This window comes from Mycobacterium dioxanotrophicus (genome assembly GCF_002157835.1).
Classification (GTDB): domain Bacteria; phylum Actinomycetota; class Actinomycetes; order Mycobacteriales; family Mycobacteriaceae; genus Mycobacterium; species Mycobacterium dioxanotrophicus.
In genome coordinates this window covers 4,932,253-4,956,186 of the sequence record NZ_CP020809.1, presented here as the reverse complement: position 1 = coordinate 4,956,186, position 23,934 = coordinate 4,932,253, and the positions used below count along the sequence as shown (strand labels likewise).

20 protein-coding genes and 2 pseudogenes are annotated in these 23,934 nt (G+C 66.5%); 7 read left to right on the top strand and 15 right to left on the bottom strand.

Going from position 1 to position 23,934, the window contains the following annotated elements; translation table 11 throughout:
* Positions 1 to 133 precede the first annotated feature (133 nt).
* Both BTO20_RS24200 and BTO20_RS24195 read left to right on the top strand, forming a co-directional pair.
* Positions 134 to 574 carry a nuclear transport factor 2 family protein gene (locus tag BTO20_RS24200; RefSeq protein WP_087078613.1) on the top strand — a complete coding sequence of 147 codons (441 nt, stop codon included), beginning with the start codon at positions 134 to 136 and terminating at the stop codon, positions 572 to 574.
* A gap of 45 nt (positions 575 to 619) precedes the next feature.
* Positions 620 to 1,681: a TIGR03857 family LLM class F420-dependent oxidoreductase gene (locus BTO20_RS24195; protein ID WP_087078612.1), complete on the top strand. Its 1,062-nt coding sequence runs from the start codon at positions 620 to 622 to the stop codon at positions 1,679 to 1,681.
* Here the strand turns inward: BTO20_RS24195 and BTO20_RS24190 are convergent.
* Positions 1,668 to 2,360 carry a universal stress protein gene (locus tag BTO20_RS24190; RefSeq protein WP_087078611.1) on the bottom strand — a complete coding sequence of 231 codons (693 nt, stop codon included), beginning with the start codon at positions 2,358 to 2,360 and terminating at the stop codon, positions 1,668 to 1,670. The genes BTO20_RS24195 and BTO20_RS24190 overlap by 14 nt on opposite strands.
* A 257-nt stretch (positions 2,361 to 2,617) precedes the next feature.
* Here BTO20_RS24190 and BTO20_RS24185 point away from each other — a divergent pair, with 257 nt between their 5' ends.
* Positions 2,618 to 4,060, top strand: a complete 1,443-nt coding sequence (locus BTO20_RS24185; RefSeq protein ID WP_087078610.1) for a bifunctional aminoglycoside phosphotransferase/ATP-binding protein — start codon at positions 2,618 to 2,620, stop codon at positions 4,058 to 4,060.
* 132 nt (positions 4,061 to 4,192) lie between these two features.
* Here the strand turns inward: BTO20_RS24185 and BTO20_RS24180 are convergent.
* From BTO20_RS24180 to BTO20_RS24165, 4 genes and pseudogenes are all read right to left on the bottom strand, one after another.
* A pseudogene (locus BTO20_RS24180) lies at positions 4,193 to 4,600 on the bottom strand (arsenate reductase ArsC); the annotation flags it as partial.
* Positions 4,601 to 4,675: 75 nt separating this feature from the next.
* Positions 4,676 to 5,726, bottom strand: a pseudogene (gene arsB, locus BTO20_RS24175) (ACR3 family arsenite efflux transporter); the annotation flags it as partial.
* Positions 5,723 to 6,088 (bottom strand): ArsR/SmtB family transcription factor, encoded by a 366-nt coding sequence (locus tag BTO20_RS24170; protein ID WP_087078607.1) that lies wholly within the window; start codon positions 6,086 to 6,088, stop codon positions 5,723 to 5,725. The pseudogene arsB and the gene BTO20_RS24170, both read right to left, overlap by 4 nt.
* A gap of 51 nt (positions 6,089 to 6,139) precedes the next feature.
* Positions 6,140 to 6,595, bottom strand: a complete 456-nt coding sequence (locus tag BTO20_RS24165; protein ID WP_087078606.1) for an ArsI/CadI family heavy metal resistance metalloenzyme — start codon at positions 6,593 to 6,595, stop codon at positions 6,140 to 6,142.
* 257 nt (positions 6,596 to 6,852) lie between these two features.
* On the opposite strand from BTO20_RS24165, the gene BTO20_RS24160 reads away from it, so the two are divergent.
* Entirely contained in the window at positions 6,853 to 7,938 is a 1,086-nt protein-coding gene (locus BTO20_RS24160; protein ID WP_198344043.1) for a cupin domain-containing protein, read from the top strand.
* 13 nt (positions 7,939 to 7,951) lie between these two features.
* Here the strand turns inward: BTO20_RS24160 and BTO20_RS24155 are convergent, their stop codons facing one another.
* Positions 7,952 to 9,451, bottom strand: coding sequence for an acyl-CoA carboxylase subunit beta (locus tag BTO20_RS24155; protein ID WP_087078605.1), 1,500 nt, complete (start codon positions 9,449 to 9,451; stop codon positions 7,952 to 7,954).
* A 94-nt stretch (positions 9,452 to 9,545) separates the two neighbouring features.
* Here BTO20_RS24155 and BTO20_RS24150 point away from each other — a divergent pair, with 94 nt between their 5' ends.
* A complete protein-coding gene (locus BTO20_RS24150) occupies positions 9,546 to 10,607 on the top strand; it encodes an LLM class F420-dependent oxidoreductase (protein WP_408632207.1) in 1,062 nt (353 codons plus the stop codon).
* A complete protein-coding gene (locus BTO20_RS24145; RefSeq protein ID WP_087078604.1) occupies positions 10,604 to 11,839 on the top strand; it encodes a cytochrome P450 in 1,236 nt (411 codons plus the stop codon). Before BTO20_RS24150 ends, BTO20_RS24145 begins: the two co-directional genes overlap by 4 nt.
* A 150-nt stretch (positions 11,840 to 11,989) precedes the next feature.
* Here BTO20_RS24145 and BTO20_RS24140 read toward each other — a convergent pair whose 3' ends face one another.
* From BTO20_RS24140 to BTO20_RS24100, 9 genes are all read right to left on the bottom strand, one after another.
* The gene (locus BTO20_RS24140; RefSeq protein WP_087078603.1) at positions 11,990 to 12,868 is read right to left on the bottom strand and encodes an intradiol ring-cleavage dioxygenase; all 879 of its coding nucleotides are present in this window, start codon (positions 12,866 to 12,868) and stop codon (positions 11,990 to 11,992) included.
* Positions 12,865 to 13,914 carry a maleylacetate reductase gene (locus tag BTO20_RS24135; protein WP_087078602.1) on the bottom strand — a complete coding sequence of 350 codons (1,050 nt, stop codon included), beginning with the start codon at positions 13,912 to 13,914 and terminating at the stop codon, positions 12,865 to 12,867. Before BTO20_RS24135 ends, BTO20_RS24140 begins: the two co-directional genes overlap by 4 nt.
* A gap of 1 nt (position 13,915) precedes the next feature.
* Entirely contained in the window at positions 13,916 to 15,703 is a 1,788-nt protein-coding gene (locus tag BTO20_RS24130; RefSeq protein WP_087078601.1) for an FAD-dependent oxidoreductase, read from the bottom strand.
* Between the two features lie 134 nt (positions 15,704 to 15,837).
* The gene (locus BTO20_RS24125; protein ID WP_087078600.1) at positions 15,838 to 16,782 is read right to left on the bottom strand and encodes a helix-turn-helix domain-containing protein; all 945 of its coding nucleotides are present in this window, start codon (positions 16,780 to 16,782) and stop codon (positions 15,838 to 15,840) included.
* 128 nt (positions 16,783 to 16,910) lie between these two features.
* A complete protein-coding gene (locus tag BTO20_RS24120; protein WP_408632123.1) occupies positions 16,911 to 17,048 on the bottom strand; it encodes a CstA-like transporter-associated (seleno)protein in 138 nt (45 codons plus the stop codon).
* Entirely contained in the window at positions 17,048 to 19,348 is a 2,301-nt protein-coding gene (locus tag BTO20_RS24115; RefSeq protein WP_087078598.1) for a carbon starvation CstA family protein, read from the bottom strand. Before BTO20_RS24115 ends, BTO20_RS24120 begins: the two co-directional genes overlap by 1 nt.
* A gap of 46 nt (positions 19,349 to 19,394) precedes the next feature.
* Positions 19,395 to 20,918: an ATP-dependent DNA ligase gene (locus BTO20_RS24110; protein ID WP_087078597.1), complete on the bottom strand. Its 1,524-nt coding sequence runs from the start codon at positions 20,916 to 20,918 to the stop codon at positions 19,395 to 19,397.
* A gap of 21 nt (positions 20,919 to 20,939) precedes the next feature.
* On the bottom strand, positions 20,940 to 21,308 hold the full coding sequence (locus BTO20_RS24105) for a glutamyl-tRNA amidotransferase (RefSeq protein WP_087078596.1): 369 nt from the start codon (positions 21,306 to 21,308) through the stop codon (positions 20,940 to 20,942).
* A gap of 165 nt (positions 21,309 to 21,473) precedes the next feature.
* The gene (locus BTO20_RS24100) at positions 21,474 to 23,015 is read right to left on the bottom strand and encodes a molybdopterin-dependent oxidoreductase (RefSeq protein WP_087078595.1); all 1,542 of its coding nucleotides are present in this window, start codon (positions 23,013 to 23,015) and stop codon (positions 21,474 to 21,476) included.
* Between the two features lie 149 nt (positions 23,016 to 23,164).
* On the opposite strand from BTO20_RS24100, the gene BTO20_RS24095 reads away from it, so the two are divergent.
* Positions 23,165 to 23,932: an SDR family NAD(P)-dependent oxidoreductase gene (locus tag BTO20_RS24095; RefSeq protein WP_087078594.1), complete on the top strand. Its 768-nt coding sequence runs from the start codon at positions 23,165 to 23,167 to the stop codon at positions 23,930 to 23,932.
* The last annotated feature ends 2 nt before the right edge of the window (positions 23,933 to 23,934 follow it).

Below are 23,934 nucleotides of genomic sequence, written 5' to 3'. Positions count from 1 at the left end.
GAGCAGACATACGGGTACCGGAAAACCGGCGTGTCGCGTACCGCAACGTCTGTTCGGCGGATGAAGGGGCGGCGCTCTCGACTGGCTGAGGGCACTACGGTATAGATTTCGGTAGCAATCGAGGAGGCCGCGGATGACCGACGACATCGAGGCGATCAAGCAACTGAAGGCTCGCTACTGCCGGTTTCTCGACACCAAGGACATCGATGCGTGGCGTGCGCTGTTCGCCGAGGACGTCGTCGTCACCCTGGACATGGCGGTGTCGACAGGAGGGGCGGACCCGCAGACCGCGCCCCCGCTGAATGGCTTCGACGAGTTCTTTCCCGTGGTGTGGGGCGGCGTCGAACATGCGGCGACGGTCCACCACTGCCACACCCCGGAGATCGCGTTGACGTCGCAGACCACCGCGACGGGCATCTGGGCAATGGAGGACATGCTGTATTTCGCCGACGGCGGGCAGTTGCACGGTGCGGGGCACTACCACGAGACTTACGAAAAGCACGATGGCACATGGCAGATCACCAGCTTGCACCTCACCCGGACACTCTTGCGGTTCACCGGCGTCAATGGCTGACGTCGTCGAGGTCTGGTATTGCGGTTACCGGCGAGAGGTTTGGATGTGAGTGACCGAGTGCTCGATGAGCTTGGGTACTACCTGTTGGCCGGAGCCGGCGGGGAGGGCCCCGCCACGCTGATGCACGAGGCCCGCCGAGGCGAGCAGCTCGGCTTCGGTACCGCGTTCGTCTCCGAACGGTGGAACGTCAAGGAAGCGTCGTCGCTCGTCGGGGCCGCGTGCGCCGTCACCGAACGCATGCAGATCGCCACGGCCGCAACCAATCACAACACCCGCCATCCACTCATCACCGGATCGTGGGCCACCACGATGCACCGGCTCTCCCGCGGCCGGTTCACACTCGGCATCGGCCGGGGCATCGCGGCGATGTACCAGGCGTTCGGCGTGCCGGCCGTGACAACCGCCCAGATGGAGGACTTCGCCACCGTCATGCGTCGGCTCTGGCACGGCGAGGTGATCTTCAATCATGACGGCCCGATCGGCAAGTACCAGGTGTTGTTCCTCGACCCCGACTTCAACGAGGACATCCGCTTGGCTCTGGTCGCGTTCGGCCCGCAGACGCTCGCACTTGGTGGACGGGCATTCGACGACGTCATCCTGCACACCTACTTCACACCCGAGACGCTGCAACGGGCCGTGAAGACCGTCAAGGATGCCGCCGAGCAGGCCGGCCGCGATCCGGCCACCGTGCGGGTGTGGTCCTGCTTCGCGACCGTTGGTGACCACCTGCCCGAGGAACTACGGCTGAAGAAGACCGTCGCCCGGCTGGCCACTTACCTGCAGGGCTACGGGGATCTGATGGTTCGCACCAACGGTTGGGATCCCGCTGTGCTGCAACGGTTCCGGGAGGACCCGGTGGTCAGTTCGATCCCAGGCGGGATCGATCACAAGGCCAGCGCCGAGCAGATCGAACACATCGCGAACCTGATCCCCGACGAATGGCTCGAACCCTCGGCGACCGGTACCGCGCAGCAGTGCGTGGACCGGATCCGCAAGGAGTTCGACTACGGTGCCGACGCGGTCATCCTGCACGGTGCCACCCCGGACGAACTCGAACCCATCGTCACCGCGTACCGGGCCGGAGCAGCCGAGCCTAACGGCAGATGAGCACGGGGCAGGCGACGTCGCGAACCTCGTTGCCCTGCTGTGCAATGACCAGTAGCTGAATCGGATCAGTGTGGAAACCAACGACATTCAGACCGAGGTGGCGCCCAGGCAGAGAGGGATCGAGGATCGTCAGTTCCGCACCGCGTAGCTCGGCCTCATCGCTGGCGACATTCAGAACGTGTGCACTGCCGGGGGTGCCGTCGACGCCGGCAACGACGCGTCCGGCCGGAATGTACGGTCCGCGATCACTGCCGATGACCGCCACCGGGCAACGCGCCGTGGCAGACAGTGCGGTGGCGGTCGAACCGGGTCGCCGATCACCCACCTCGTGGCTGATCCCGAACGCCCCCACACACAGCATGTCGGCAGTTTCCGAGGCGTTCAGCAAGACCTCCGCCGGCTCGCCGTGCACTACCTGCCATTCGATCTTGACGGGTTGCTCGGTCGATTCCAGCGCGACCCTCGCCTGACGGATGGCGATATCGGCGCGTGCCAGATCGCGGGAGGCCTCCTGAGCATCGAATCGGTCGCCGATGCGTGGTTCTACGACGTAGACCAAACGCAAAGGGACGCCACGGCTGACAGCTTCATCCGTGGCCCACAATGCGGCGTTGAGCGCCCACCGTGAGCCGTCGATACCGACGACGACCCCCGGCGACGGTAGCGATGCCGATTCCATGTCAACCCCCAGAATGATTCGGTCTGTTCGGCTTCGACGCTAGCGCGGCGACACATCGACCGGCAGGGCCGAAAGTCCCTCGTGTGCGATTTGGTCATGTCTGATGTCTCCTAAGGACGACCTCGGTACTGTCGCGAAGTCCCGCGGGCCGGACACGGAGACGGGACTTTGGACTCTGTGACCCCGCAGGTGGATGCTGGACGGTGGGTGGTGTTCGGACGGCAGCCACGATCAGACTGGGGGAGCAGGGTCGGTAGATGAGCGTAGAGATTTGCGAAACCCACACCGGCCTTGTGGTATTGGTCGGAGATCGGGCATACAAGGTCAAGAAGCCGGTGGTGACGGATTTCCTCGACTTCAGTTCTGTCGAACGACGCGAGCAGGTCTGTGCCCGGGAAGTCCAGCTCAACAGGCGGCTGGCGCCGGACAGCTACCTTGGAGTCGGACACTTCGACAACGCCGGACAGGGTGCGGCCGAGCCCGTGATCGTCATGCGTCGTCACCCGGACTCGCTGCGACTGGCGACCATGGTCGCCGCAGGCGAGCCGGTCGAGGAACATCTCGCGAGCATCGCCGAAACACTCGCCCGTTTCCACGACCGCGCCGAGCGATCCACTGCCATCGATGCGTACGGAACTGCCGACAAAATCACGGAGCTATGGCAGGAAAACTTGACGGAGTTGCGGCGTTACGGTGGCACCGTCCTGTCTGAGGATGAGATCGCCGAGGTGACCACACTGGCGACCCGGTTCCTCTCCGGCAGCGCAGATCTGTTCGCGGAGCGCGTCGCGGAACGTCATATTGTCGACGGTCACGGTGACCTGCGTGCCGATGACATCTTCTGTCTGCCCGACGGGCCTGCCCTGCTCGACTGCCTCGAATTCGATGACCGGTTGCGCAGTCTCGACTGCGTCGACGATGCCGCGTTCCTCGTGATGGACCTGGAGTTCCTGGGCCGTGACGACTTGGCCGCGGAGTTCATGTCGCAGTACGTGCGACTGACCACCGGTGCCGCACCGAAATCGCTGTGGCACTTCTACGTCAGCTACCGCGCGGTTGTGCGCGCGAAGGTGGACTGCATCCGATTCGACCAAGGCATCACCGATGCCCGGACTGATGCGCGGCACCACCTCGGCATTGCACTGGCACACCTACGGGCGGGAGCCGTGCGATTAATTCTCGTCGGTGGCGGCCCGGGCACCGGCAAGACCACATTGGCGCGCGCTCTCTCAGAGCGCATGCATGCCGCGGTGATATCCACCGACGATGTGCGCCGGGAACTGCTCGAATCGGGCGCCATCTCGGGATCAAAGGGCGTCTTCGGAGGCGGGCTCTACCTGCCGGACAATGTCAACGCCGTCTACGACCAGGTGCTTCGCCGTGCCGCCGTCGCATTGACTCACGGACGTTCCGCCATTCTTGACGGCACTTGGCGCGACCCGGATCATCGCCGGCGGGCATATGCTGTCGCTGACGAATATTCATGTCCCGCAGTTGGACTGGTGTGCGAAGCGCCCCTACCGGAGACAATGGATCGGATCAACCGGCGCACTGCAGGCAGTTCGGACGCCACTCCCGGGATCGCTGCCGCCATGGCCGACGATGAGTATTCGTGGAGCGGTGCCCATCTGATCGACACCACCCGCAGCGTGGGCGATTGCGTCGATGAGGTCTACGAGTTCTGCCGTCAGGCAACGTGATAAGTCAAAGGCCGCGTCCCGCGTCACCCTGCCTCGATCAACGCACGATCAGCGTCGCTCTTCCTCTGTGACAGAGTGCAGGCCCGCCGTCATCGGTGTCATCCCGATCGCCAGCCTCCCATGCCTGAGTCGTTATTCGGTGGTGACCGGGACGTCCAGCTCAGCCAAGAGTTGGCGGACGCGTTGGTCGATTTGGTCGCGGATCGGGCGAACGGCGTCGACGCCTTGGCCGGCGGGGTCGGGGAGTTCCCAGTTCTCGTAACGCTTTCCGGGAAAGATCGGGCAGGTGTCTCCACAGCCCATGGTGACGACGACGTCGGCGGACCGAACCATATCGTCGGTCCAGGGTTTCGGGTATTCGCCGGTGATGTCGATGCCGACCTCCGCCATTGCGGCGATGGCGGCGGGGTTGATCTCGTCACCGGGTTCGGAGCCTCCCGACCAGGCGACGGCGTTCGCGCCGGCGTAGTGCGTGAAGTACCCGAGCGCCATCTGAGAGCGGCCGGCGTTATGGGTGCAGAGGAACAGCGCGGACGGTTTCGCGGTGTCAGTCATGGAGTCTTTCCGTTCTCACCGTCGAGTCGGTGGGCAGGTGCTGGGACGTGTGGTGGGTGTAGCGGCGCCGCAACGCGAGTGAGACGTAGACCAGGGCGACCAGGACCGGCACTTCGATGAGAGGTCCGACGACACCGGCGAGGGCTTGCCCGGAAGTGGCGCCGTACGTGGCGATCGCGACAGCGATGGCGAGTTCGAAGTTGTTGCCCGCGGCGGTGAACGCCAGAGTGGTGGTGCGTTCGTAGCCCAGACCCAATACGGCGCCCAGCAGATAACCTGCGCTCCACATGATGGCGAAGTAGGCCAACAGGGGCAGGGCGATGCGGGCGACGTCCCAGGGCCGATTGGTGATCTGATCGCCCTGTAGGGCAAAGAGAATCACGATGGTGAACAGCAGGCCGTAGAGCGCACAGGGGCCGACCGTGGGCAGGAACCGGGTCTCGTACCACTGCCGTCCCTTGGTCGCCTCGCCGATGCGGCGGGAGAGGTAGCCGGCGGCCAGGGGAATGCCGAGGAAGATGAGCACCGATTTGGCAATCTGCCACGGCGATGTGGTGATGGTGGCCTGCGGCAGGTGCAGCCAGCCGGGCAGCACTGAGAGGTAGAACCAACCCAGCACCGCGAACATGATGACCTGGAAGAGCGAGTTCAATGCGACGAGCACGGCAGCGGCTTCGCGATCTCCGCAGGCCAGGTCGTTCCAGATGATGACCATGGCGATGCAGCGGGCCAACCCGACGATGATCAGTCCGGTGCGGTACTCGGGCAGATCGGGCAGCAGCAGCCAGGCCAGGGTGAACATCAACGCCGGACCGACGAGCCAGTTCAGCAGAAGCGAGGACAGCATGAGTGCGCGGTCGCCGGTGACGGTGTCAAGGCGGTCGTAACGCACCTTGGCCAGGACCGGATACATCATGATCAACAGACCCAGCGCGATGGGCAGCGAAATCCCGTCGATCTGAACCTTTTCCAGAGCGGTGTTGACGCCGGCAACCCACCGGCCGATCAGCAACCCGGCGACCATCGCCGCACCGATCCATACCGGCAGTAACCGATCGAGGGTCGAAAGCTTGCCCCCCACGGGCGGCGCCGAAAGCGTGGCGTCGGTCATCCCGACATCTGTGCCGAAGTAGCATCCAGCAGCACTGCAAGACCGGCGAGTGCGTCGGGTACCACTGCGTAGTACACCCACGACGCCCGCCGCTCCGAGGTCAACAAGCCCGCGTCACGCAGGACTCGCAGATGATGGCTGATGGTCGGTTGCGAGACCTCGACCCCCGCCGAGACATCGCAGACACAGGCCTCGCCTCCGACGTGGCTGGCGACTGCCGAGAACAGTTGCAGCCGTGTCGGATCGGCAAGGGCCTTCAGCTTGGACGCCATGTCCGTGGCTTCTGCGGCCGATAGGGGCTCACGGAGCAGTGCCCCCGGTGGGCAGCAGGCGTCGTCGGCCGAGCGAGGTGATTTCGACATCCATCGATATTGATGTATATCGAAGTCATGGTCAAGTGAGCGGTGTGTTGGTTAGGCCAGGCGCGCGGCGGTGCCGTCGCGGCATGCGCCACCCTCGGCGGCGTCGACCCCATCGCGGGGTTCAGGGCTGGTGCCGAAGGTGTCGGAGTCGGCCAGCACCGTGTAGACCTCCCACTTCTCGCCGGCAGGCCCCGTCACCCAGGCCTTGTCCTGGGTGGCGAAACAACACGTGGCGCCGATCTCCTCGTCGGTGAACAGTCCTTCGCCGGTCAGCCGGGCGATTTCGGCGCGTACCTGCTCGCTGGAGGCGACTTCGACCCCGAGGTGGTTGATGGTGCCACCATTGCCGGGGTTTTCCAGCAAGACCAGCTTCAGCGGCGGCTCGCTCACCGCGAAGTTGGCGTAGCCCGGCTTCACTTTCGCTGGTGCTACGCCAAACAGCTTGCTGTAGAACGTGATCGCCTCATCGAGATCATCGACATTGAGTGCCAGTTGAAGACGGGACATGTGAACCTCTGCAGCGGATGAGACATGTATCGAACGAACGCGGCAATACCGAGACTGCCATATGTCTGCCACGATGCGCTGCCTGATCGCCGACGACAGCGCGGCGTTCCATGCCGCCGCCATGCGCGACGTGCTGGGGCAGTAGTGCGTCAATGCCTGCTGGCAGGGGTGCAGGTGTCCGGTTAGCGGTGAGGACACCGCATCACCAGTCGAGCAGAGTTCAACGCGGTACACCGCAGCACCGAAGGAGGCGCGAGATGACCATCTCCCTGACCCGATCAACCACCCGGAGCACGCACGCCACGTCCCTGCTCGATGGGGAGGTCGTGGAAGAAAACGACTACGGCTCGATCCGGCGGGTGACCGCCGACAACTTCCCGATCCTGCACGGCATGTCGATCATGCGGTTGGTGATCAACCCCGGAGCAATGCGTACGCCGCACTGGCACGCCAACGCCAACGAGTTGACCTACTGCGTGTCGGGCACCGCGCTGGTGTCGGTGTTGGATACCGGAAACAAGTTCGCCGCCTTCACGGTCAGCGCAGGCGAGATGTTCCATGCCGACTCCGGTTCACTGCATCACATCGAGAACATCGGTGCCGAACCGGCCGAGTTCATCATCACCTTCCGCCACGAACGGCCCGAGGACTTCGCCTTGGGTGCGGCGTTCGGCGCCATGACCGATGCGGTGCTGGGCAACACCTACGACCTGGACGCCTCGGACTTCGCTGCGCTCCGCCGTGACACCGTCGACCGCAAATTGGCCGGCCGGGTGGGGGACGCGGTGGTGCCCGACACCGCCGGCTACCCCGATCCGCACAAGTTCGCGGTGGAGGCGATGACGCCACCGGTCGCCTCGGCCGTCGGTTCGGCCCGCACAGCGCGGGCCCAGTTCTGGCCGGCCCTGAAAGACTTGTCGATGTATTCGCTGCGCGTGCGTGACGACGGTATGCGGGAACCGCACTGGCATCCTGTCACCGCGGAAATGGGTTATGTGCAAAGCGGTTCGGCCCGGATGACGGTGATGGATCCGGACGGGACGCTGGACACCTGGCTGCTGCAGCGCGGTGATGTGTACTTCGTTCCGCGGGCCTATCCGCATCACATCGAAGTTGTCGATGCGCCTGCGGACGTGAGGAGCAATTCGGGCAGTGGCCTGCACTTCCTGATCTTCTTCGACCAGCCCGCCCCGGCCGATATCGGTTACCGCACCTCGGCCAGCGCGTACTCACGCGCGGTGCTGGCGGCGGTGTTCGACGCCCACATCGAAGACCTGCCCGAATTCCCGTTCACCCCAGCAGATCCGCTGATCGTCGGGCGGCGCAACCCGCTTGACCGCTGAGAACCAGCCGGTGTCACGGCATGATGAGCGTCCGTGACACCGGCTCGGGTGCGCTCTGCCTGCTGCAGAGGCCCTGCTGCAGTGCGACGAGCAGGGCGTTGCGGGTCTCGTCGGGAGCGATGAGCTCGTCGAACCCGAGATGGCCTGCCGACCGGTAGGACGCCTCCAGCTCCATCTGCTTGAGTACCTCGGCGACGTCTTCACCGGCGTGCGACGCGCGGCTCAGCGCTGCCGCACCCATGGCGCCCATCGTCGCCCCGGGGTAGGCGAACGTCGCTCCCTGCCCGTCGAATCCCAACAGCGACATCACCATCGAGCCGAAGCCGAAGGCCTTGCGCAGGGTGACGTGGAGCTTCAGCGTCGTCGCCGCGGTCTGCGCGGCGAACATCCGCGCCCCACTGCGCAATACGCCGGCACGCTCAGAGCGGCTGCCCGGCAGCATGCCGGGGTTGTCGGCGAGAAACACGATCGGCAGGTGGAACGAATCGGCCACGCTGATGAAATGCGCCGCCTTGTCAGCGGCGTCGGCGTCGATTGAGCCCGCCAGCACCTGCGGTTGGTTGGCGACCACGGCGACCGGATGGCCGCCCAGGTGGGCCAGCGCGCAGATGATCGCCCGGCCGAAGCGGGGTTGCACCTCAAACCAGTCGGTCCGGTCGAATACCGCGTCGAGCACCGTGCGCATGTTGTAGATCCGGCGGTTGTCGCGCGAGACGATGTCGAGCAGTTCGGGGGTCGCGCGGGGTGCGGCGGAATCGTCCGGCTCGGCGGCCGGGGGATAGGACCATGCGCTCGACGGGAAATAGGACAGGTAGCGGCGAATGTCGTCGAGTACGGACTCGTCGCTGTCGCCGAAGTTGTGGATGACGCCGCTGGCGAGCGCGACGCCCGGACCTCCCAGGTCCTCTTTCGTAATGTCTTCTCCGGTGGACTCTTTGACGACCGGCGGGCCCGCGGTGAAGATCGCACCCTGCGGACTCATGATGGTGAAATCGCACACCGGGGCGACGAGCGCACCGTGTCCGGCGGATGCGCCGAGCACCGCGGAGATCGTCGGGACCTGTCCCGAACACCGCGTCTGGGCAATGAGATCCGTCGGCGTCCGGCCATAATGCTCGCCTGCGGCGGCGCGGAATCCCGCCCCCTCCAACAACATCACCAGCGGAATCTTGTTGCGCAGAGCCAATTCGGCCAGCCGGTAGCGCTTGGCGTTGCCGCCCGGACCGATGCTGCCTGCGTAGGTGGTGAAATCCTCCGCTCCGATCATCACCGGGGAGCCGTTGATCAGGCCCGAGCCGGTCACAATGCCGTCGGCGGCGATGTCGCCGCCCACCAGGGTGCCGAACTCGTGGAAGGTCCCCTGGTCAAGGAGGTGCGCCAACCGGGCGCGAGCGTCGAGCTTGCCCTTGCCGTGGTGTTTGGCCAGCCGCTCGGGGCCGCCCATGGCATAGGAGTTCTGCCTGCGGCGGTCGAGGTCCTGCAGGGACTCCTTCCACTCGTGGGCGTGGGTCATGCTGGTCTCCGCTCCTCGAACCGACGGTCGGCTTGTAGCCTAGCCCCGTTGACCATACTGAATTGCTTACTGTAGCGTCCATCGGGTGGGCGGGTTGCGGACCAACGATGTGCTCGCCGCCTCGGTCAAGATCGACCGCGGCATACCCAGCCAACTCGCACGGGTCGCAGAAACGGCCCGTGAACTGGAACGGCAGGGCTACGACGGATGCTGGACCGGGGAGATCAACCACGATCCGTTCCTGCCGCTGGCGCTTGCTGCCGAGCACACCCGCACAATCCAGATCGGTACCGGTATCGCCGTGGCGTTCGCCCGCAGTCCGATGACGGTCGCGCAGTTGGGCTGGGACCTGCAGCAGTATTCGGGCGGCCGCTTCATCCTCGGGCTGGGCACCCAAATCCGGCCGCACATCGAGAAGCGCTTCAGCATGCCCTGGAGCCACCCGGCGCGCCGGATGCGGGAGTACATCACGGCGCTGCAGGCGATTTGGTCGTGCTGGCGCGACGGCACGAAACTGCGCTTCGACGGCGAGTTCTACACCCACACGATCATGACACCGATGTTCACCCCCGAGCCGTCGACGCTTCCGCACCCGAAGGTGTTCGTGGCGGCCGTCGGTGAGCTGATGACCGAGATGTGCGGTGAGGCCGCCGACGGCCTGCTGGCCCACGCCTTCACCACGCGGCGCTATCTCGATGAGGTGACTCTTCCAGCCCTGCAACGCGGTATGCAGGGCGGCGGGCGGCGCCGCGAGGATGTCGAGGTGTGCTGCCCAGTGTTCCTCGTGACCGGCGGCGACGAACGTGAATGGGCAGAAGCCGCCGCCGCGACCCGAAAACAATTGGCGTTCTACGGTTCTACGCCCGCCTATCGCAACGTGCTCGAGCTGCACGGGTGGGGCGAGCTGCAGACCGAACTGCACCGGCTATCGCTCGAGGGGCAGTGGGACGCGATGGGTGCCCTGATCGACGACGAGGTGCTCAACGCATTCGCGGTGGTGGCACCGATACCCCAACTGGCCGCAGCCCTGTGGCAGCGGTGCAACGGTGTGATCGATCGCGTGCTACCGAGCTTCCCCGCCGGTGTCACACCGGCCACCGCTGCCGCGGTGCTGGAGGAATTCCGTGAGTGGCCGACAGTGAGGAGTAGCCCATGAGTGCCAGGACCATCGATGACGCCGCGCAGGTCTTCGCGACCCCGTCGGCCTATGCCGACGAAACGACATTCCATGCGGCACTGACACATCTGCGGGCCAACGCCCCGGTGTCCTGGGTCGAAGTGCCGAGCTATCAGCCGTTCTGGGCGATCACCCGGCACGCCGACATCATGGCCGTCGAACGTGCCAACGATGTCTTCACGAACTCGCCGCGGCCCGTGCTGGTCACCGCCGAGGACGACGAACGTCAGGCCGCGACCGGGGTGCGCACGCTCATCCACATGGACGATCCACAGCATCGCGTCATGCGGGCGGTCGGTGCCGACTGGTTCCGTCCGAAAGCCATGCGGGCGTTGAAGGTTCGGGTCGACGAACTCGCCAGGATCCACGTGGACAAGATGCTGGATGCCGGTGGCGAATGCGATTTCGTCCAGCAGGTCGCCGTCAACTATCCGCTGTACGTGATCATGTCGCTGCTCGGGGTGCCCGAGTCGGATTTCCCGCTGATGCTCAAGCTCACCCAGGAACTGTTCGGCAACGACGACGACGAGTTCAAGCGCGCCGCTGACGACGGCGACACCATGACCGCACTCCTCGAGATGTTCCAGTACTTCAGCGAACTGACCGCCTCACGGCGCGCGAACCCCACCGACGATCTGGCCTCCGCGATCGCCAACGCCCGCATCGACGGCGCACCGCTCAACGACATCGAAACCGTCTCCTACTACGCGATCGTCGCCGCGGCCGGCCACGACACCACCAGTGCCACGATCGCCGGTGGCATGCTCGCGCTCCTGCAGAACCCGGACCAGCTGCAGCGGCTGGGCGATGATCCCGGCTTGATGGCGACCGCCACCGAGGAGATGATCCGCTGGGTCACCCCGGTCAAAGCGTTCATGCGCACCGCCGCGACGGATACCGTGGTGCGCGATACGCCCGTCGCCGCAGGCGAATCGGTGCTGCTGTCCTACCCCTCGGGTAACCGCGACGAGGAGGTGTTCACCGATCCGTTCCGGTTCGACGTCGGCCGTGACCCCAACAAGCATGTGGCGTTCGGCTACGGTGTGCACTTCTGCCTGGGCGCCGCGCTGGCCCGGATGGAAATCAACAGTTTCTTCAGTGAACTGATCCCGCGGCTGGAGTCGATCGAGTTGGCCGGGGTGCCGCAGCACACCGCCACCACGTTCGTCGGCGGGCTCAAGCATCTGCCGGTCCGGTTTTCGCTCAAGTAGGGACGCGCACGGGGGAGACGGTACCGCTAGCTCGACCCCGAGTTGCCCCGTGCCGCGGCTGGCGACAATTTAGCGCGTGTGCGCCGAGACTACGGTTTGTGGTGCGAAAAAGCGGTTTTCGCACCACAAACCGTAGTCTCGGCGTGGGGATCAGTCTCCAGGCGCCAGCACGATGTCGAACCGCGCACGCGACCACGGTCCGTCGACGGCGCGGCCGTCGGGTGTGGCCGCGCCCGCAGGTTGCGGCGTGAAGTCGGTGATGAGCGACTCTTTCACGCCGAACACACTGTCGCGTTCGACGTAGCTGTCCCCGCGCACGAAGATGTGCGTGACCAGGGTGCGATGTCCGGGCGCGGTCACCATGAAATGTAGGTGTGCCGCCCGCATCGGCGATCGGCCGGTGGCGGCGAGCATCGCGCCGACCGGACCGTCGTGCGGTATGGGATACGGCGTCGGGGTGATCCCCCAGAACCGGAAGGAGCCGTCCTGTTCGGTGAACAGATGGGCCCTGCCCGCAGTACGTTCGTCGCCGTATTGCACGTCGTAGAAGCCCTTGTCGTCGGCTTCCCAAACCTCAAGTCGCGCTCCGGGTATCGGGGTTCCGGAGGTGTCTGTCACGGTGCCTTCCACATAGCACGGCTCGCCCGACGCCCCGGCCGCGATGTCGCCGCCCGCGGGGATCTGCGGTGAGTCGTCGACGAAGAACGGGCCGAAAACCGTTGCCTCCGTGGCATTCGCATACGCCTCGTTGTTCATCGCGATGGTCTGCATCGACACACCCAAGGTGTCCGACAGGAGGATGAATTCCTGCCTGCGGTCGTCGGTGATGTGCCCGACGGCCGTGAGAAATTCGATCGCGGCGGTCCATTCGGCCTCGGTGAGGCGCACCTCACGCAGGAACGCGTGCAAGTGGCGCACCACCGCCCCCATCAGTTCGCGCAACCGTGGATCGGGGGTGTGCGCGAACGACGCGACAACCTGGTCGACGAGGTTCTGTTCGCGAAGCTGCTGCTCGGCTGAGAGTGTCATCGGGGATCGTCTCCTTCCCAGGCCGCGTGTAGGAGAGCGGCGAGGTTCTCTGGGGTTACGGGTGTGGGATTGTTCGAAGGAAGCACCGGAAGGATCGCCTCGACGGCCGCGGGCAGGTCGGACTCGGTGAGGCCGTAGTCGCGCAGTGCCCGGGGCGCGTCGACGGCTGTGCGCAGCTGTGCCAGACCGGCCGACGCGGTGTCGCTGCCGAACGCGGCGGCGATGCGGTTGGCGGCATCGACCGCGTTGGGCGCGTTGAAGGCCAGGACATGCGGCAGCACCACCGAATGTGTCTGTGCATGAGGCAAATTGAACATTCCGCCCAGCACGTGACAGATCTTGTGGTGCATGCCGGAACCGGCCGAGGCGAATGCCGTTGCCGCGAGATAGGCGCCGTAGAGCGTCTCCTCGATCCCGGCGGGTCCGGCGGAGGCCACCCGGGGCAGACCCGAGGCCAGCGCCCGGATGCCTTCACTGGCCAACGCGCGATCAATCGGGTCCGCGTGTGGTGCCCACATCGCGTCGATGCAGTGGGCGAGTGCGTTCAGTCCGGACGCGACGGCCAGGTCGGCTGGTAAGGACGCGAGTAGCGTCGCGTCGTAAACCACTGATCGCGGCAGGACCGCCACGTCGACACCAGTGTTTTTGCGTCCGTTGTCGGTCAGCCCCCACACCGGCGTCGCCTCCGACCCCGCATATGTCGTGGGGACCGCGACGATCGGCAGTCCGGTGGTCAACGCTACGGCCTTGGCCAGTCCCGTCGCGGAACCCCCGCCGATGCAGACGATCGCATCGGCGTCGTGGTCGGTGGCGGCGGCGCGGGCCCGGTCGGCGGCATCGACAGGCACATGCATCACGATGTCGCTGTGCCGCACAGCGATCGGGATCATCTCACTGATGCGATCGGCCACCTGTGCCGCTGATGCGCCGGCGATGACCATCACCCGCTCCGCGTCGAGCCGGCGGAGCTCTGAGGCCACCGCGGCGGCGGCACCTCCGCCGGCGAAGGTGACGCGCTGCGGGAGGGTGTCGTGGCTGAAATCCATGTCAGCGTCCCAGCACCGTGGACAGGGCGCTCTTGAGCGCACTCGCCGGGTCGTCGGGCAGCGTCTGCGAACGCCACGCGATGTGCTTGTCGGGGCGAATCAACAGCGCGCCGGATTCATCGACTTCGCGCAGTTTTGCCCAGTCGTAGTAGAGATCGGTGACCTCGCGGCCCGGGCCGATCACGACGGTCTCGACGTCGACGCCCAAGGCGGCCGCGACGTCGGCGGCCGCGGATTCCCACGCTGCACCCGCGACACCTGTCAGCAGGGTGAAACGGTGGTACGGCGCCAGATCCATGAGCGCGAACTTCTCCCGATGGTTGCCCACCCACGCATGTGGCAGGTGGGCTCCCGGCACGGTCGATGGCAGGTAATACAGGTCGGGATCTCGGTCGCCGACGGGGGCCGGACCATCGGCGACCACGGCCGTGGATTCATAGAACTGTCCGAGCTCGACGCCGTGCGCGTTGAATTCGTAGTTCTTGAGTTCCATCGCCTCGACCAGCGCGGCGCGTTTGGCCGCTCCCGCAGGCGTATTCGCCTTGCGCTCCTCGATCGCCGCGGCCATCTCGGTGGCGTCCTTCGCGTCCGTCACCCCGAGTGCATCGAAGAAATGCCTGAACTCGCGGCTGGACTTGTTGGCGCGCTTGACGATTCGCTCCGCGACCGGAGCGCGCTCGGTGGTGTAGGTCTCCAACAGCGATACGTCTGCCTGGCCGCGCAGAACGGCGGCCAGCTTCCACGCCAGGTTGTAGGCATCCTGAACCGAGGTGTTGGAGCCCAACCCGTTGCTGGGCGGGTGACGGTGGATCGCGTCGCCCGCGCAGAACACGCGGCCCTGCTGTAGCCGCGTCGCGTACATCTCGTTGTTGCCCCACAGCGACGAGCCGGTGATCTCGACGTCGATGTCGGGCATTCCGAGCAGATCACGCACGATGGTGACGGCGGCGGCATCGTCGAGTTGCGGCGCGGGCTGGTCGATGTCGTAGCCCCAGACGATGAGCCACTCGTTCCACGGGCGAACCATGCGGACCAGTCCCGCCCCGATGCCGCCGACGTTCGCGCCGGGCTGGACCACCCAGTACAGCACCGACGGCCGGTGTCCGACGTACTGAGCGATGTCGGCCTTGAAAGTGATGTTCATCGATCCTGCGATGTCCATGCGGCCTTCGAACGGCAGCCCGATGTCGGCGGCGATCTTCGACCGCGCCCCGTCGGCGCCGATGAGATAGCGGGCTCGGATCGTGTACTCGCGGCCGGTCAGCCGATCGCGCACGGCGACATCGACACCGTCGTCGTCCTGTCGATGCGACAGGTACTCGGTGGAGAACCGCGTCTGCGTGCCACGGACCGTGGCGTTGCGCAGCAGGATCGGCTCAAGGTAGGTCTGCGGGATGTCGACGGTCAGGCACGGCGACGCGAGCTGATAGTCGGCTTCACGGGCAGCACCGGTACCCCAGGTGCGGATCCGGCCGATCTCCTCGCCGGCGATCGACGTGCAGAACACCGTGTCACCGACCAGAGAATGATCGGTCGCGTCGGCGAGCACCTGGTCGGCGATGCCCAGATCGCGGAAGATCTCCATCGACCGCTGGTTGGTGATGTGCGCCCGCGGCGTGTTGGCCGTCCATCGGAACTTGGTGATCATGATGTTGGCGATTCCCAGCGTCGACAGCGCCAACGCCGCCGACGACCCTGCGGGTCCGGAACCGACGATGAGTACGTCGGTGGTCACGACGTCGCCCTGAGGCAGTCGGGTCTGCGATTGTCCGTCGGAGAACTCGGGCATGGCTGACGCTCCTTTTGCGCTGCTGCACTGACCCGTCGAGTGTGTTGCGTCACAACGGCACACCGGAAGAATCCGGCGGCGATACGGCCGAAACCGGTACCGATGGCCGATCCGCGAAAGCGGGGGACCCGACGTCAGCGGCGTCGCCGGATCTCGCTCGGTGCGGCGCCGAACCGTTCAGCGAAGGCTGTCGAGAAGTGCGCGGCCGAGCCGAACCCGCATTGCGCGGCGATGTCCGCGACCGGCAAGTGTTGGCGAGCTGTGTCGATCAGCAGGGCGTGGGCCCGGTCGAGCCGGCGCTCCCGAATGTAGTGCGGCACGCTGACACCGGAATCGGCGAACACCCGGGACAGCTGCCGGGCACTGAGCCCCACACCGGCCGCGACCATCGCCGCGCCCAGGCGGGGATCGGTCAGATGGGCCGCGATGAACGCCTTCGCCGCGGCAAGATGCGTCGACGCACCCGCCCGCCGCCCCCCGGTCGCGATGAAAGCGACCAGATCGAGCAGGGTGTCCTCATCCGCGGGAGCGGTCGCATCGGCACTGAGCGCGCGTGCGACCAGGTGGGCCAGGGCGTCGGCCTGCGGATCGCCGTTGAACGCGGCGACGACCGGCCTGTCGAGATCGGCGAGGCCGGTGTGGTCGGCAAAGGCTGCGCGCGGGACGCGGACGACGAGTTCGTCCAGCCCGCCGGAGAACCCGCGGACGAAGGGCGTATCGGCGTCCATCGCCAGCACTTGGCCGGGACGCAGCGTGCGCACACCGTCGTCGCGGTAGAAGAACGCCTCGCCGGAAAGGGTGAAGTACAAGGCGATCGAATCGACGGGCGAGGCGGTGATGTGTGCGGTACTGCGCTCGACGATGTGTGGACCCGCGATCACCCGGGCGAGCCCCAGCGCCCCGAGTTCGACATTGATCTCGCGCGCGTCGAGAGCGCCGGAGCCGATTGTGCGGCACTGCAACCCGATCAGCGCCGTCGAGTTGTGCCGTTCCCAGCGCTCGATCCGCTCGCCGGCCGGCAAGCCGGCCGTCGAGAACTCACGTGGCGCGCGTGCGACGTCGGAGGGCGTCGCACTCACCCCGCGCGGTGTGTGGTCGGCGTCATAGGCACCAGCCTACGACCGACATACCCACTGCGCCGAGACTACGGTTTGTGGCGCGAAAACCGCTTTTTCGCGCCACAAACCGTAGTCTCGGCGCAATCGAGTCAGCAGCAGCGCGCGTTCGGGTTGGCCTCCGTGTTGCGGTGGCGCATCTTCCAGTAGTCGCGCTCGGTGAGCACCGGCTCGCCGGGGTGGCTGCGGGCCTGGTGCTCGACGTAACGTCGATAGTGGTTGTCGCCCATCAATGTGGCGACGTACCAACCGATTTGGTGTGCGGCCCGGCGTGTGCGCCCGGCAAGGCGTCCCATTGTTTCTGCACCTCCTTCTCGACCTGGGTTGGGATCAGGCCCGACGGCGCGAAAATCCGCGACGGCACCGGGTCGTCCTCGGTGAGCGGGCGGCCGGTGCCACGCAGCGCCCGCAGCGCCATCACCACACCCGCGAGGAACACGATGAGCACGAGCACCGCGAAGATCACCGAGAGGGTGCCCTGGATGAACGTGTTGCGGATGACCGCATCGATCTGGTCCGGGTTCTTGGCAGCACCGAATGTCGACTTGCCGGCCTCCTTGGCCGCGACGTACTGCGAATGCTGCTTCCAGTAGCCCACCTTGGGGTCGCCGGAGAAGATCTTCTGCCACGACGCCGTCATGGTGACCACCAGATCCCACATCAGCGGAACACCCGGAATCCAGGCCCATTTCACCAGTCCGCGCTTGATCACCACCACGGTCGCGACGGTCAGCGCGATGGCGGCCAACAGCTGGTTGGCGATGCCGAACAGCGGGAACAGGGTGTTGATGCCGCCCAGCGGGTCGGTGACGCCCATCAACAGGATGGACCCCCACGCCGCCACCACGATGATGCTGCAGGCCCACGCTCCGACCCGCCAGCTCGGGTTGCGGAACTTCTTCATCGGGCCGCCGAGGTTGCTCAGACCGTCGGAGAGCATGAACCGCGCCACCCGGGTGCCCGCGTCGACGGTGGTGAGGATGAACAGTGCCTCGAACATGATCGCGAAGTGGTACCAGAATGCTTTGAGGCCCGCCCCGCCGAAAACCTGGTGCAGCACTTCGGACATGCCGAACGCCAGGGTCGGTGCGCCACCGGTGCGCGAGACAACTGTCTCCTCTCCGACCCCCGCAGCGGCCGCGGTGATCTCGCCGGGCGTGATCGGGGAACCGGACAAACCCAGGCCGTTGACATAGGTGGCCGCGGTCTGCGCGGTGGTCCCGGTCTGCGCCGACGGCGCGTTGATCGCGAAGTACAGATGCTGGTTGATGATCGCCGCGGTGATCAGCGCCATGATCGCGACGAACGACTCGGTGAGCATGCCGCCGTACCCGATGAGCCGCATCTGGCTTTCCTTCTCCAGCAGCTTCGGGGTGGTGCCCGAGGAGATCAGGGAGTGGAAGCCCGACAGGGCACCGCAGGCGATGGTGATGAACAGGAACGGGAACAGCGACCCGGCGAACACCGGGCCGGTGCCGCTGGTGGCGAACTGCGAGATGGCGGGCGCCTCCATGACCGGCCGGGCGATGAGGATGCCCAATGCCAGCAGCGCGATGGTGCCGACCTTCATGAACGTCGACAGGTAGTCCCGCGGCGCCAGCAGCAGCCACACCGGCAACACCGAGGCGGCCAGGCCGTAGACGATGATGCACCACGACAGTGTCACCTTCGACAGGGTGAACCAGTCAGCGCCCCAATCGGTTTCGGCGACCCAACCACCCGAGACCACCGCGAGCAGCAGCAGCACGACACCGATCAGCGACACTTCCGACACCCGGCCGGGCCGCAGGAACCGCAGGTAGAGACCCATGAAGATGGCGATCGGAATGGTCATCGCGATGGAGAACACGCCCCACGGGCTTTCGGCCAACGCGTTGACCACCACCAGCGCCAGAACCGCCAGCAGGATCACCATGATGACCAGCACGCCGACGATGGCGGAGACACCGCCGATGGCACCGAGTTCGTCACGGGCCATCTGGCCCAGCGACCGGCCACGGCGGCGCACCGAGATGGCCAGCACCAGATAGTCCTGGACGCAGCCGGCCACCACGGCACCCACGATGATCCAGATGGTGCCGGGCAGGTAGCCCATCTGCATGGCCAGCACCGGGCCGACCAGCGGGCCGGCACCCGCGATGGCGGCGAAGTGATGACCGAACAGCACCCGCCGGTCGGTGGGTACATAGTCGGTGGCGTTCTCGAAAAGTTCTGCCGGCGTGGCATTGTCGTCGCGTGGTTTGACGATCTTCATCTCGATCAGCCGGGCGTAGAACCGGAACCCGATGACGTAGGTGCAGATCGCGGCGATCACGAACCAGACCGCGTTGACGGTCTCCCCGCGGAAGAACGCGATCATCGCCCAGGCGACGGCGCCGACGAGCGCGATGATCGCGAAGATGATTTTGTGCCGCGTGGTGATCCCGCGGCGATCAATTATTGCGACCGGCGGCAGATCCTTGTCGGTGCGGATGTAGGTGACGTCGCCGTCGGTCTCCTCGATCCGGTCGGACGCGGTGGGTGTGGCCATGGGCCGATCTTTTCATCGCCGCCGCACTCGCGTGGCGGAACCCTCCTCAGCGTTCGTACAGGGCCCGGACAGTCTCGACGGTGTCGGCCTCTTCAGGCGATTTGTCGTCGCGGTAACGCAGCACGCGGGCAAACCGCAACGCCATTCCGCCGGGATACCGGGACGAGCCCTGCACGCCGTCGAAAGCGATCTCGACGACCTGCTCGGGCCGCAGTTTCACCACGTACCCGTCGATGGGACCGTCGGCCAGCTCGGTGAAGCGTTCGGTCTGCCAGGCAAGCATCGCGTCGGTCATCCCTTTGAACGTCTTGCCCAGCATCACGAACCCGCCTGTTTCCGGATCGCGTGCGCCCAGATGAATATTGGAGAGCTTTCCGGTGCGCCGCCCCGAGCCCCATTCCACGGCGAGCACCACCAGATCCAGCGTGTGCACCGGCTTGACCTTGAGCCAGCCCGCCCCGCGCCGCCCCGCCTCGTACGGCGCTCCCGGGGCTTTCGCCATCACCCCTTCGTGCCCGGCGGCCAGGGTCGTGGCCACGAATTCGCGGGCCTGTTCGGGGTCGGCGGTCACGATGTGATCGACGCGCCGGGAGGCCGGGACGATCGCATCGAGGGCGGCGCGACGTTCGAGGGTCGGCAGGTCGAGGAGATCGCGCCCGTCGACGTGCAGCAGGTCGAAGAAGAACACCGACAGCGGCACCTCGTCGGTCGGATTCCGGCGGCCGAAGCGCGAGGCGGTGACCTGGAACCGATGCGGCCGGCCGTCGGGACGCAGCGCGATGGCCTCGGCATCGGCGATGAGGTCGGTGACCGGGAGCGCCAGCGTCGCCGCGACCACCTCCGGTAGCCGCGAGGTGACGTCGTCGAGGCTGCGGGTGTAGATGGACACGTCGGACCCGACGCGGTGAATCTGCACCCGTGCGCCATCCAGCTTTGTCTCCAGAACGGCTGTGCCGCCGAGCTTTTCGAGGGCATCGTCGATGTCGCTTGCGGTCTGCGCCAGCATCGGCCCCACCGGGCGGCCGACCTGCAGGCCAAAGGCCTGTACCGCGGTGACGCCGCCGGTGGCTGCCGCGGCCGCGACGGCAGGCAGGTCGCCGGCGAGCATGGCGGCGCGGCGCACCTCGGTCGCCGGAATGCCCGACGAGCGTGCGACGGCGTCGGCCATGACGCCGACCAGCGCTCCCTGACGCAACTCACCGCCGAGCAGGCGGCGCAGGAAGGTCTGTTCACCGGCGGTGGCGGCGCCGAACAGCTCGCGGACCAGGCGGGCCCGGTGGGCCTGCGAGCCTTTACCGGTGACCGCGCCGATCGCGCTGAGCCGGCTGTCCACATCGGTGACGGTCAGCGTAGGGGTGGCCGCGGGTGTCGGCAGGTCCCGTAGGCCCGCCCAGCCCACGCCGATCTGACGTTGCGGCAGCTCCCCGGAGAGCCAGGCGACCACGACCGCGACGGGTTCGCCGGCGGCAATGATCGCGCTCAGCAGCGTGGCGATGCGCTCGGTTTTGGCCAGCCGTCCCGAGCTCGCCGCCACGTCGGCGGATGCGGCGACGACCTCGGCAAGCAGCATGCCTTCAGCGTGCCACGATGGTCAGACATTCCTCAGCATCTGCACCAGCACCGCGGCCTGGGACCGCAGTTCAGCCGCTCGCACGTGGTAGCCCGCTGCTACGAATTCGTCTGCCGCCGAAAGACGTTCGTCGACCTCGGATTCGATGAGGCGGCGAATCTCGGTATCGGAGAGCTCGAGCCGCGCGACCTCGGTGGCACCCAGGCCCGGCACCGACGCGGCGAAGGGGCCTGGGGCATATGCCGCGACGGCGGCGACCTGAGGAGCTTCCGCGTTGTCGATCGCGCTGAGCGCCCACCGCAACGCAACCACGCGCGGGGTGTCGCGGGCCTTGCGTGCCGACATCAGCCCGCGGCGCAGCGTGTCGCGCCAAAGTTGTGCCGGTGTCATGTCATGACAACCTATTCGGCTGCGGCGGATACGTCGAAGCATTTTTTTTGCGCGGTCGTCTGCGCTGAGCGTGCGCGAAATGCCGGCTGGACATGGGGTGTCGGGCAACAGACACGCACGCTCGCGGTGCTGGGGGGGGTGGTGCTGGGGGGCGGGGCACGGGGGTCAGGTCACCTCGAAGACGACCCGGTGCCAGCCGGTGGCGCCGTCGGGCACCGGGTCGGCCTGCTCGGGCGTCTGGACCGTGCCGGTGTTGTCGGTGGCCCGCACGGTGATGGTGTAACGGCCGGGGCCGGTGGCCGTCCAGTCGGCGCTCCACAACCGCCAGGTGTCGTCGGAGTACGCGGCGCCCAGTTGAGCCGGCTGCCAATCGCCTTGGCGCTCAGGCCCGTCGATGCGAACCTCCACCGCGCGTACGCCGCGCTGCTGGGCCCACGCCACCCCGCCGAATCGCACCGAGCCACGGCCGACCTGTTGACCGTCGCGTGGCACGTCGATGCGTGACTCGGTCTTGATCGGGCCGTGCGCCGACCAGCCGAGCCTGGTCCAGTACGCCTCGGCGCGGTCGAACCGGGTCAGTTCCAGATCGGTCACCCACTTGGTGGCCGACACATATCCGTAGAGTCCGGGTACCACCAGCCGCGCTGGATAGCCGTGCTCGGTGGGCAGAGGCTCGCCGTTCATTCCGATCGCCAGCAGCGCGTCGCGTCCGTCGGTGAGCGCATCGACCGGCGTGCCCGCGGTGAAACCGTCCACCGACGTCGACAACACCATGTCGGCGTCGGGGTGAACACCGGCCGCCGCCAACAGATCCCGCACCCGGTAACCCGTCCAGGTGGCGTTGGAGATCAGGTTGCCGCCCACCGGATTGGACACGCACGTCAGCGTCACAACCTTCTCGATGACCTCGAAGCGCTCCAGATCGGCCCAGCGCAGGGTGATCTCGCGGTCGGTCATCCCGTGGATCCGCATCCGCCAGTCGTCGCGGCTGAGCTGTGGCACGGTCAGCGCGGTGTCGATGCGGTAGAACTGTGCCGACGGTGTGATGAACGACGGCACCGCAACACCCTCGGGCTGGACCGCGGGCGGCACCGGCACCGCCGGATGGAGTGGCCGCGGCACTGTGAAGGCGTTGCGGTCGTCGGTGACCGAGGAGGCCAACCGGGACAACACCGCCCCGGCCACGCCGCTGACCACGCCGGCGCCCAGCAGGCCCAGCGTCACCAATGAGCGGCGCCGGCCGGGATCCACACCGTCGTCGGTAACGGGTTTGTCGCGCAACCCTTCTGAGACCAGCAGGCGCAACGTTGCGATCCCGCACAGTGTGCCGATGATCGTCGGAACCACTGCCGACCAACTTGCCCCGGCCCGCGTCAACACCGCCGCGCAGCCGCCGAGCCCGCCGAGCCCGATGGCGATGCTGCCCACCGGCACCCGGCCCGTCTCCCAGGTGGCGGCCACCGCGGCGATCGTGGCGATGACGACGAGCACCGCAACGGTCAGCATCGGCTTGTCGGCGGTGCCGAACGTCGCGATGGCCCACTCCCGGACCGGCCCCGGGGTCAGATCGATGACCGCGGACCCGACCGCCGTGCGGGCATCCGACGCCGGGCCGAAGAGCGCCGCAAGCAATCCGGTGACGCCAAGGGCCACCGCTGCCGCCGCGACGCCCGCCAGTGCCGGTGCGGGAGCTGTGCGATCGGCCATATTCACAAGCTACCTGCGGATGGTCCCGGCAGGGCTGACGAAACCGTGACGGCAGGGCCGCCGCGCAAACCGCACCCGAAAGGCTTACCGAAAGGGATCCATCGGCTAGGTTGCTTTACGGATTCGGTCATTTTTGGAAAGGGAGCTAGATGGAGATCGAAGGCAAGAAGGCCATCGTCGTCGGTGGTGCGTCAGGCTTCGGCAAGGCGACGGCGGAGGCATTGGCCAAGCGTGGCGCCGCCGTCGCGGTGCTGGACCGACCGCAGTCCAAGGGCAAGGAAGTCGCCGACCAGATCGGCGGCTCGTTCTTCGAGGTCGACGTCACCGACTTCGCGGGCACCGAGGAGGCCCTGGAGCGGGCCGTAGCCGGTCTCGGCGGCCTGCACATCACCGTCACCACCGCCGGCGGCGGTATCGGTGAGCGCACCATCAGCAAGAACGGCCCGCACAGCCTGGAGTCGTTCCGCGCGAGCGTGGACCTCAACCTGATCGGGACGTTCAACGTCAGCCGGCTCGCTGCATGGCAGATGAGCAAGAACGAGCCCGTCGACGCGGAGGCCGAGGAACGCGGCGTCATCATCAACACCGCATCGATCGCGGCCTTCGAGGGGCAGATCGGCCAGGTCGCCTACACAGCCTCAAAGGCGGCTATCGCGGGCATGTCCCTGACCATGGCGCGCGACTTGGGCAGCATGGGGATCCGGGTGCTCGCCATCGCTCCCAGCCTCTTCGCGACCGGGTTGACGCAGGGCATTCCTGACGAGTTCGCCACGCAACTGACCAAGGATGCCGCGTTCCCGAAGCGGCTCGGCCGCCCGGAGGAGTACGCCAAGCTTGCCGTCGCGATCATCGAGAACCCGATGCTCAACGGCCAGTGCATCCGTTTGGACGCCGGCCAGCGCTTCGCCCCCAAGTAGAG

Bases quoted from the DNA above. Each gene is read 5' to 3' on its own strand.
- BTO20_RS24200 (WP_087078613.1), top strand. From the start codon at position 134: ATGACCGACGACATCGAGGCGATCAAGCAACTGAAGGCTCGCTACTGC.
- BTO20_RS24190 (WP_087078611.1), bottom strand. From the start codon at position 2,360: ATGGAATCGGCATCGCTACCGTCGCCGGGGGTCGTCGTCGGTATCGAC.
- BTO20_RS24185 (WP_087078610.1), top strand. From the start codon at position 2,618: ATGAGCGTAGAGATTTGCGAAACCCACACCGGCCTTGTGGTATTGGTC.
- BTO20_RS24170 (WP_087078607.1), bottom strand. From the start codon at position 6,088: ATGTCGAAATCACCTCGCTCGGCCGACGACGCCTGCTGCCCACCGGGG.
- BTO20_RS24165 (WP_087078606.1), bottom strand. From the start codon at position 6,595: ATGTCCCGTCTTCAACTGGCACTCAATGTCGATGATCTCGATGAGGCG.
- BTO20_RS24160 (WP_198344043.1), top strand. From the start codon at position 6,853: ATGACCATCTCCCTGACCCGATCAACCACCCGGAGCACGCACGCCACG.
- BTO20_RS24155 (WP_087078605.1), bottom strand. From the start codon at position 9,451: ATGACCCACGCCCACGAGTGGAAGGAGTCCCTGCAGGACCTCGACCGC.
- BTO20_RS24145 (WP_087078604.1), top strand. From the start codon at position 10,604: ATGAGTGCCAGGACCATCGATGACGCCGCGCAGGTCTTCGCGACCCCG.
- BTO20_RS24140 (WP_087078603.1), bottom strand. From the start codon at position 12,868: ATGACACTCTCAGCCGAGCAGCAGCTTCGCGAACAGAACCTCGTCGAC.
- BTO20_RS24135 (WP_087078602.1), bottom strand. From the start codon at position 13,914: ATGGATTTCAGCCACGACACCCTCCCGCAGCGCGTCACCTTCGCCGGC.
- BTO20_RS24130 (WP_087078601.1), bottom strand. From the start codon at position 15,703: ATGCCCGAGTTCTCCGACGGACAATCGCAGACCCGACTGCCTCAGGGC.
- BTO20_RS24120 (WP_408632123.1), bottom strand. From the start codon at position 17,048: ATGGGCGACAACCACTATCGACGTTACGTCGAGCACCAGGCCCGCAGC.
- BTO20_RS24115 (WP_087078598.1), bottom strand. From the start codon at position 19,348: ATGGCCACACCCACCGCGTCCGACCGGATCGAGGAGACCGACGGCGAC.
- BTO20_RS24110 (WP_087078597.1), bottom strand. From the start codon at position 20,918: ATGCTGCTTGCCGAGGTCGTCGCCGCATCCGCCGACGTGGCGGCGAGC.
- BTO20_RS24105 (WP_087078596.1), bottom strand. From the start codon at position 21,308: ATGACACCGGCACAACTTTGGCGCGACACGCTGCGCCGCGGGCTGATG.
- BTO20_RS24100 (WP_087078595.1), bottom strand. From the start codon at position 23,015: ATGGCCGATCGCACAGCTCCCGCACCGGCACTGGCGGGCGTCGCGGCG.
- BTO20_RS24095 (WP_087078594.1), top strand. From the start codon at position 23,165: ATGGAGATCGAAGGCAAGAAGGCCATCGTCGTCGGTGGTGCGTCAGGC.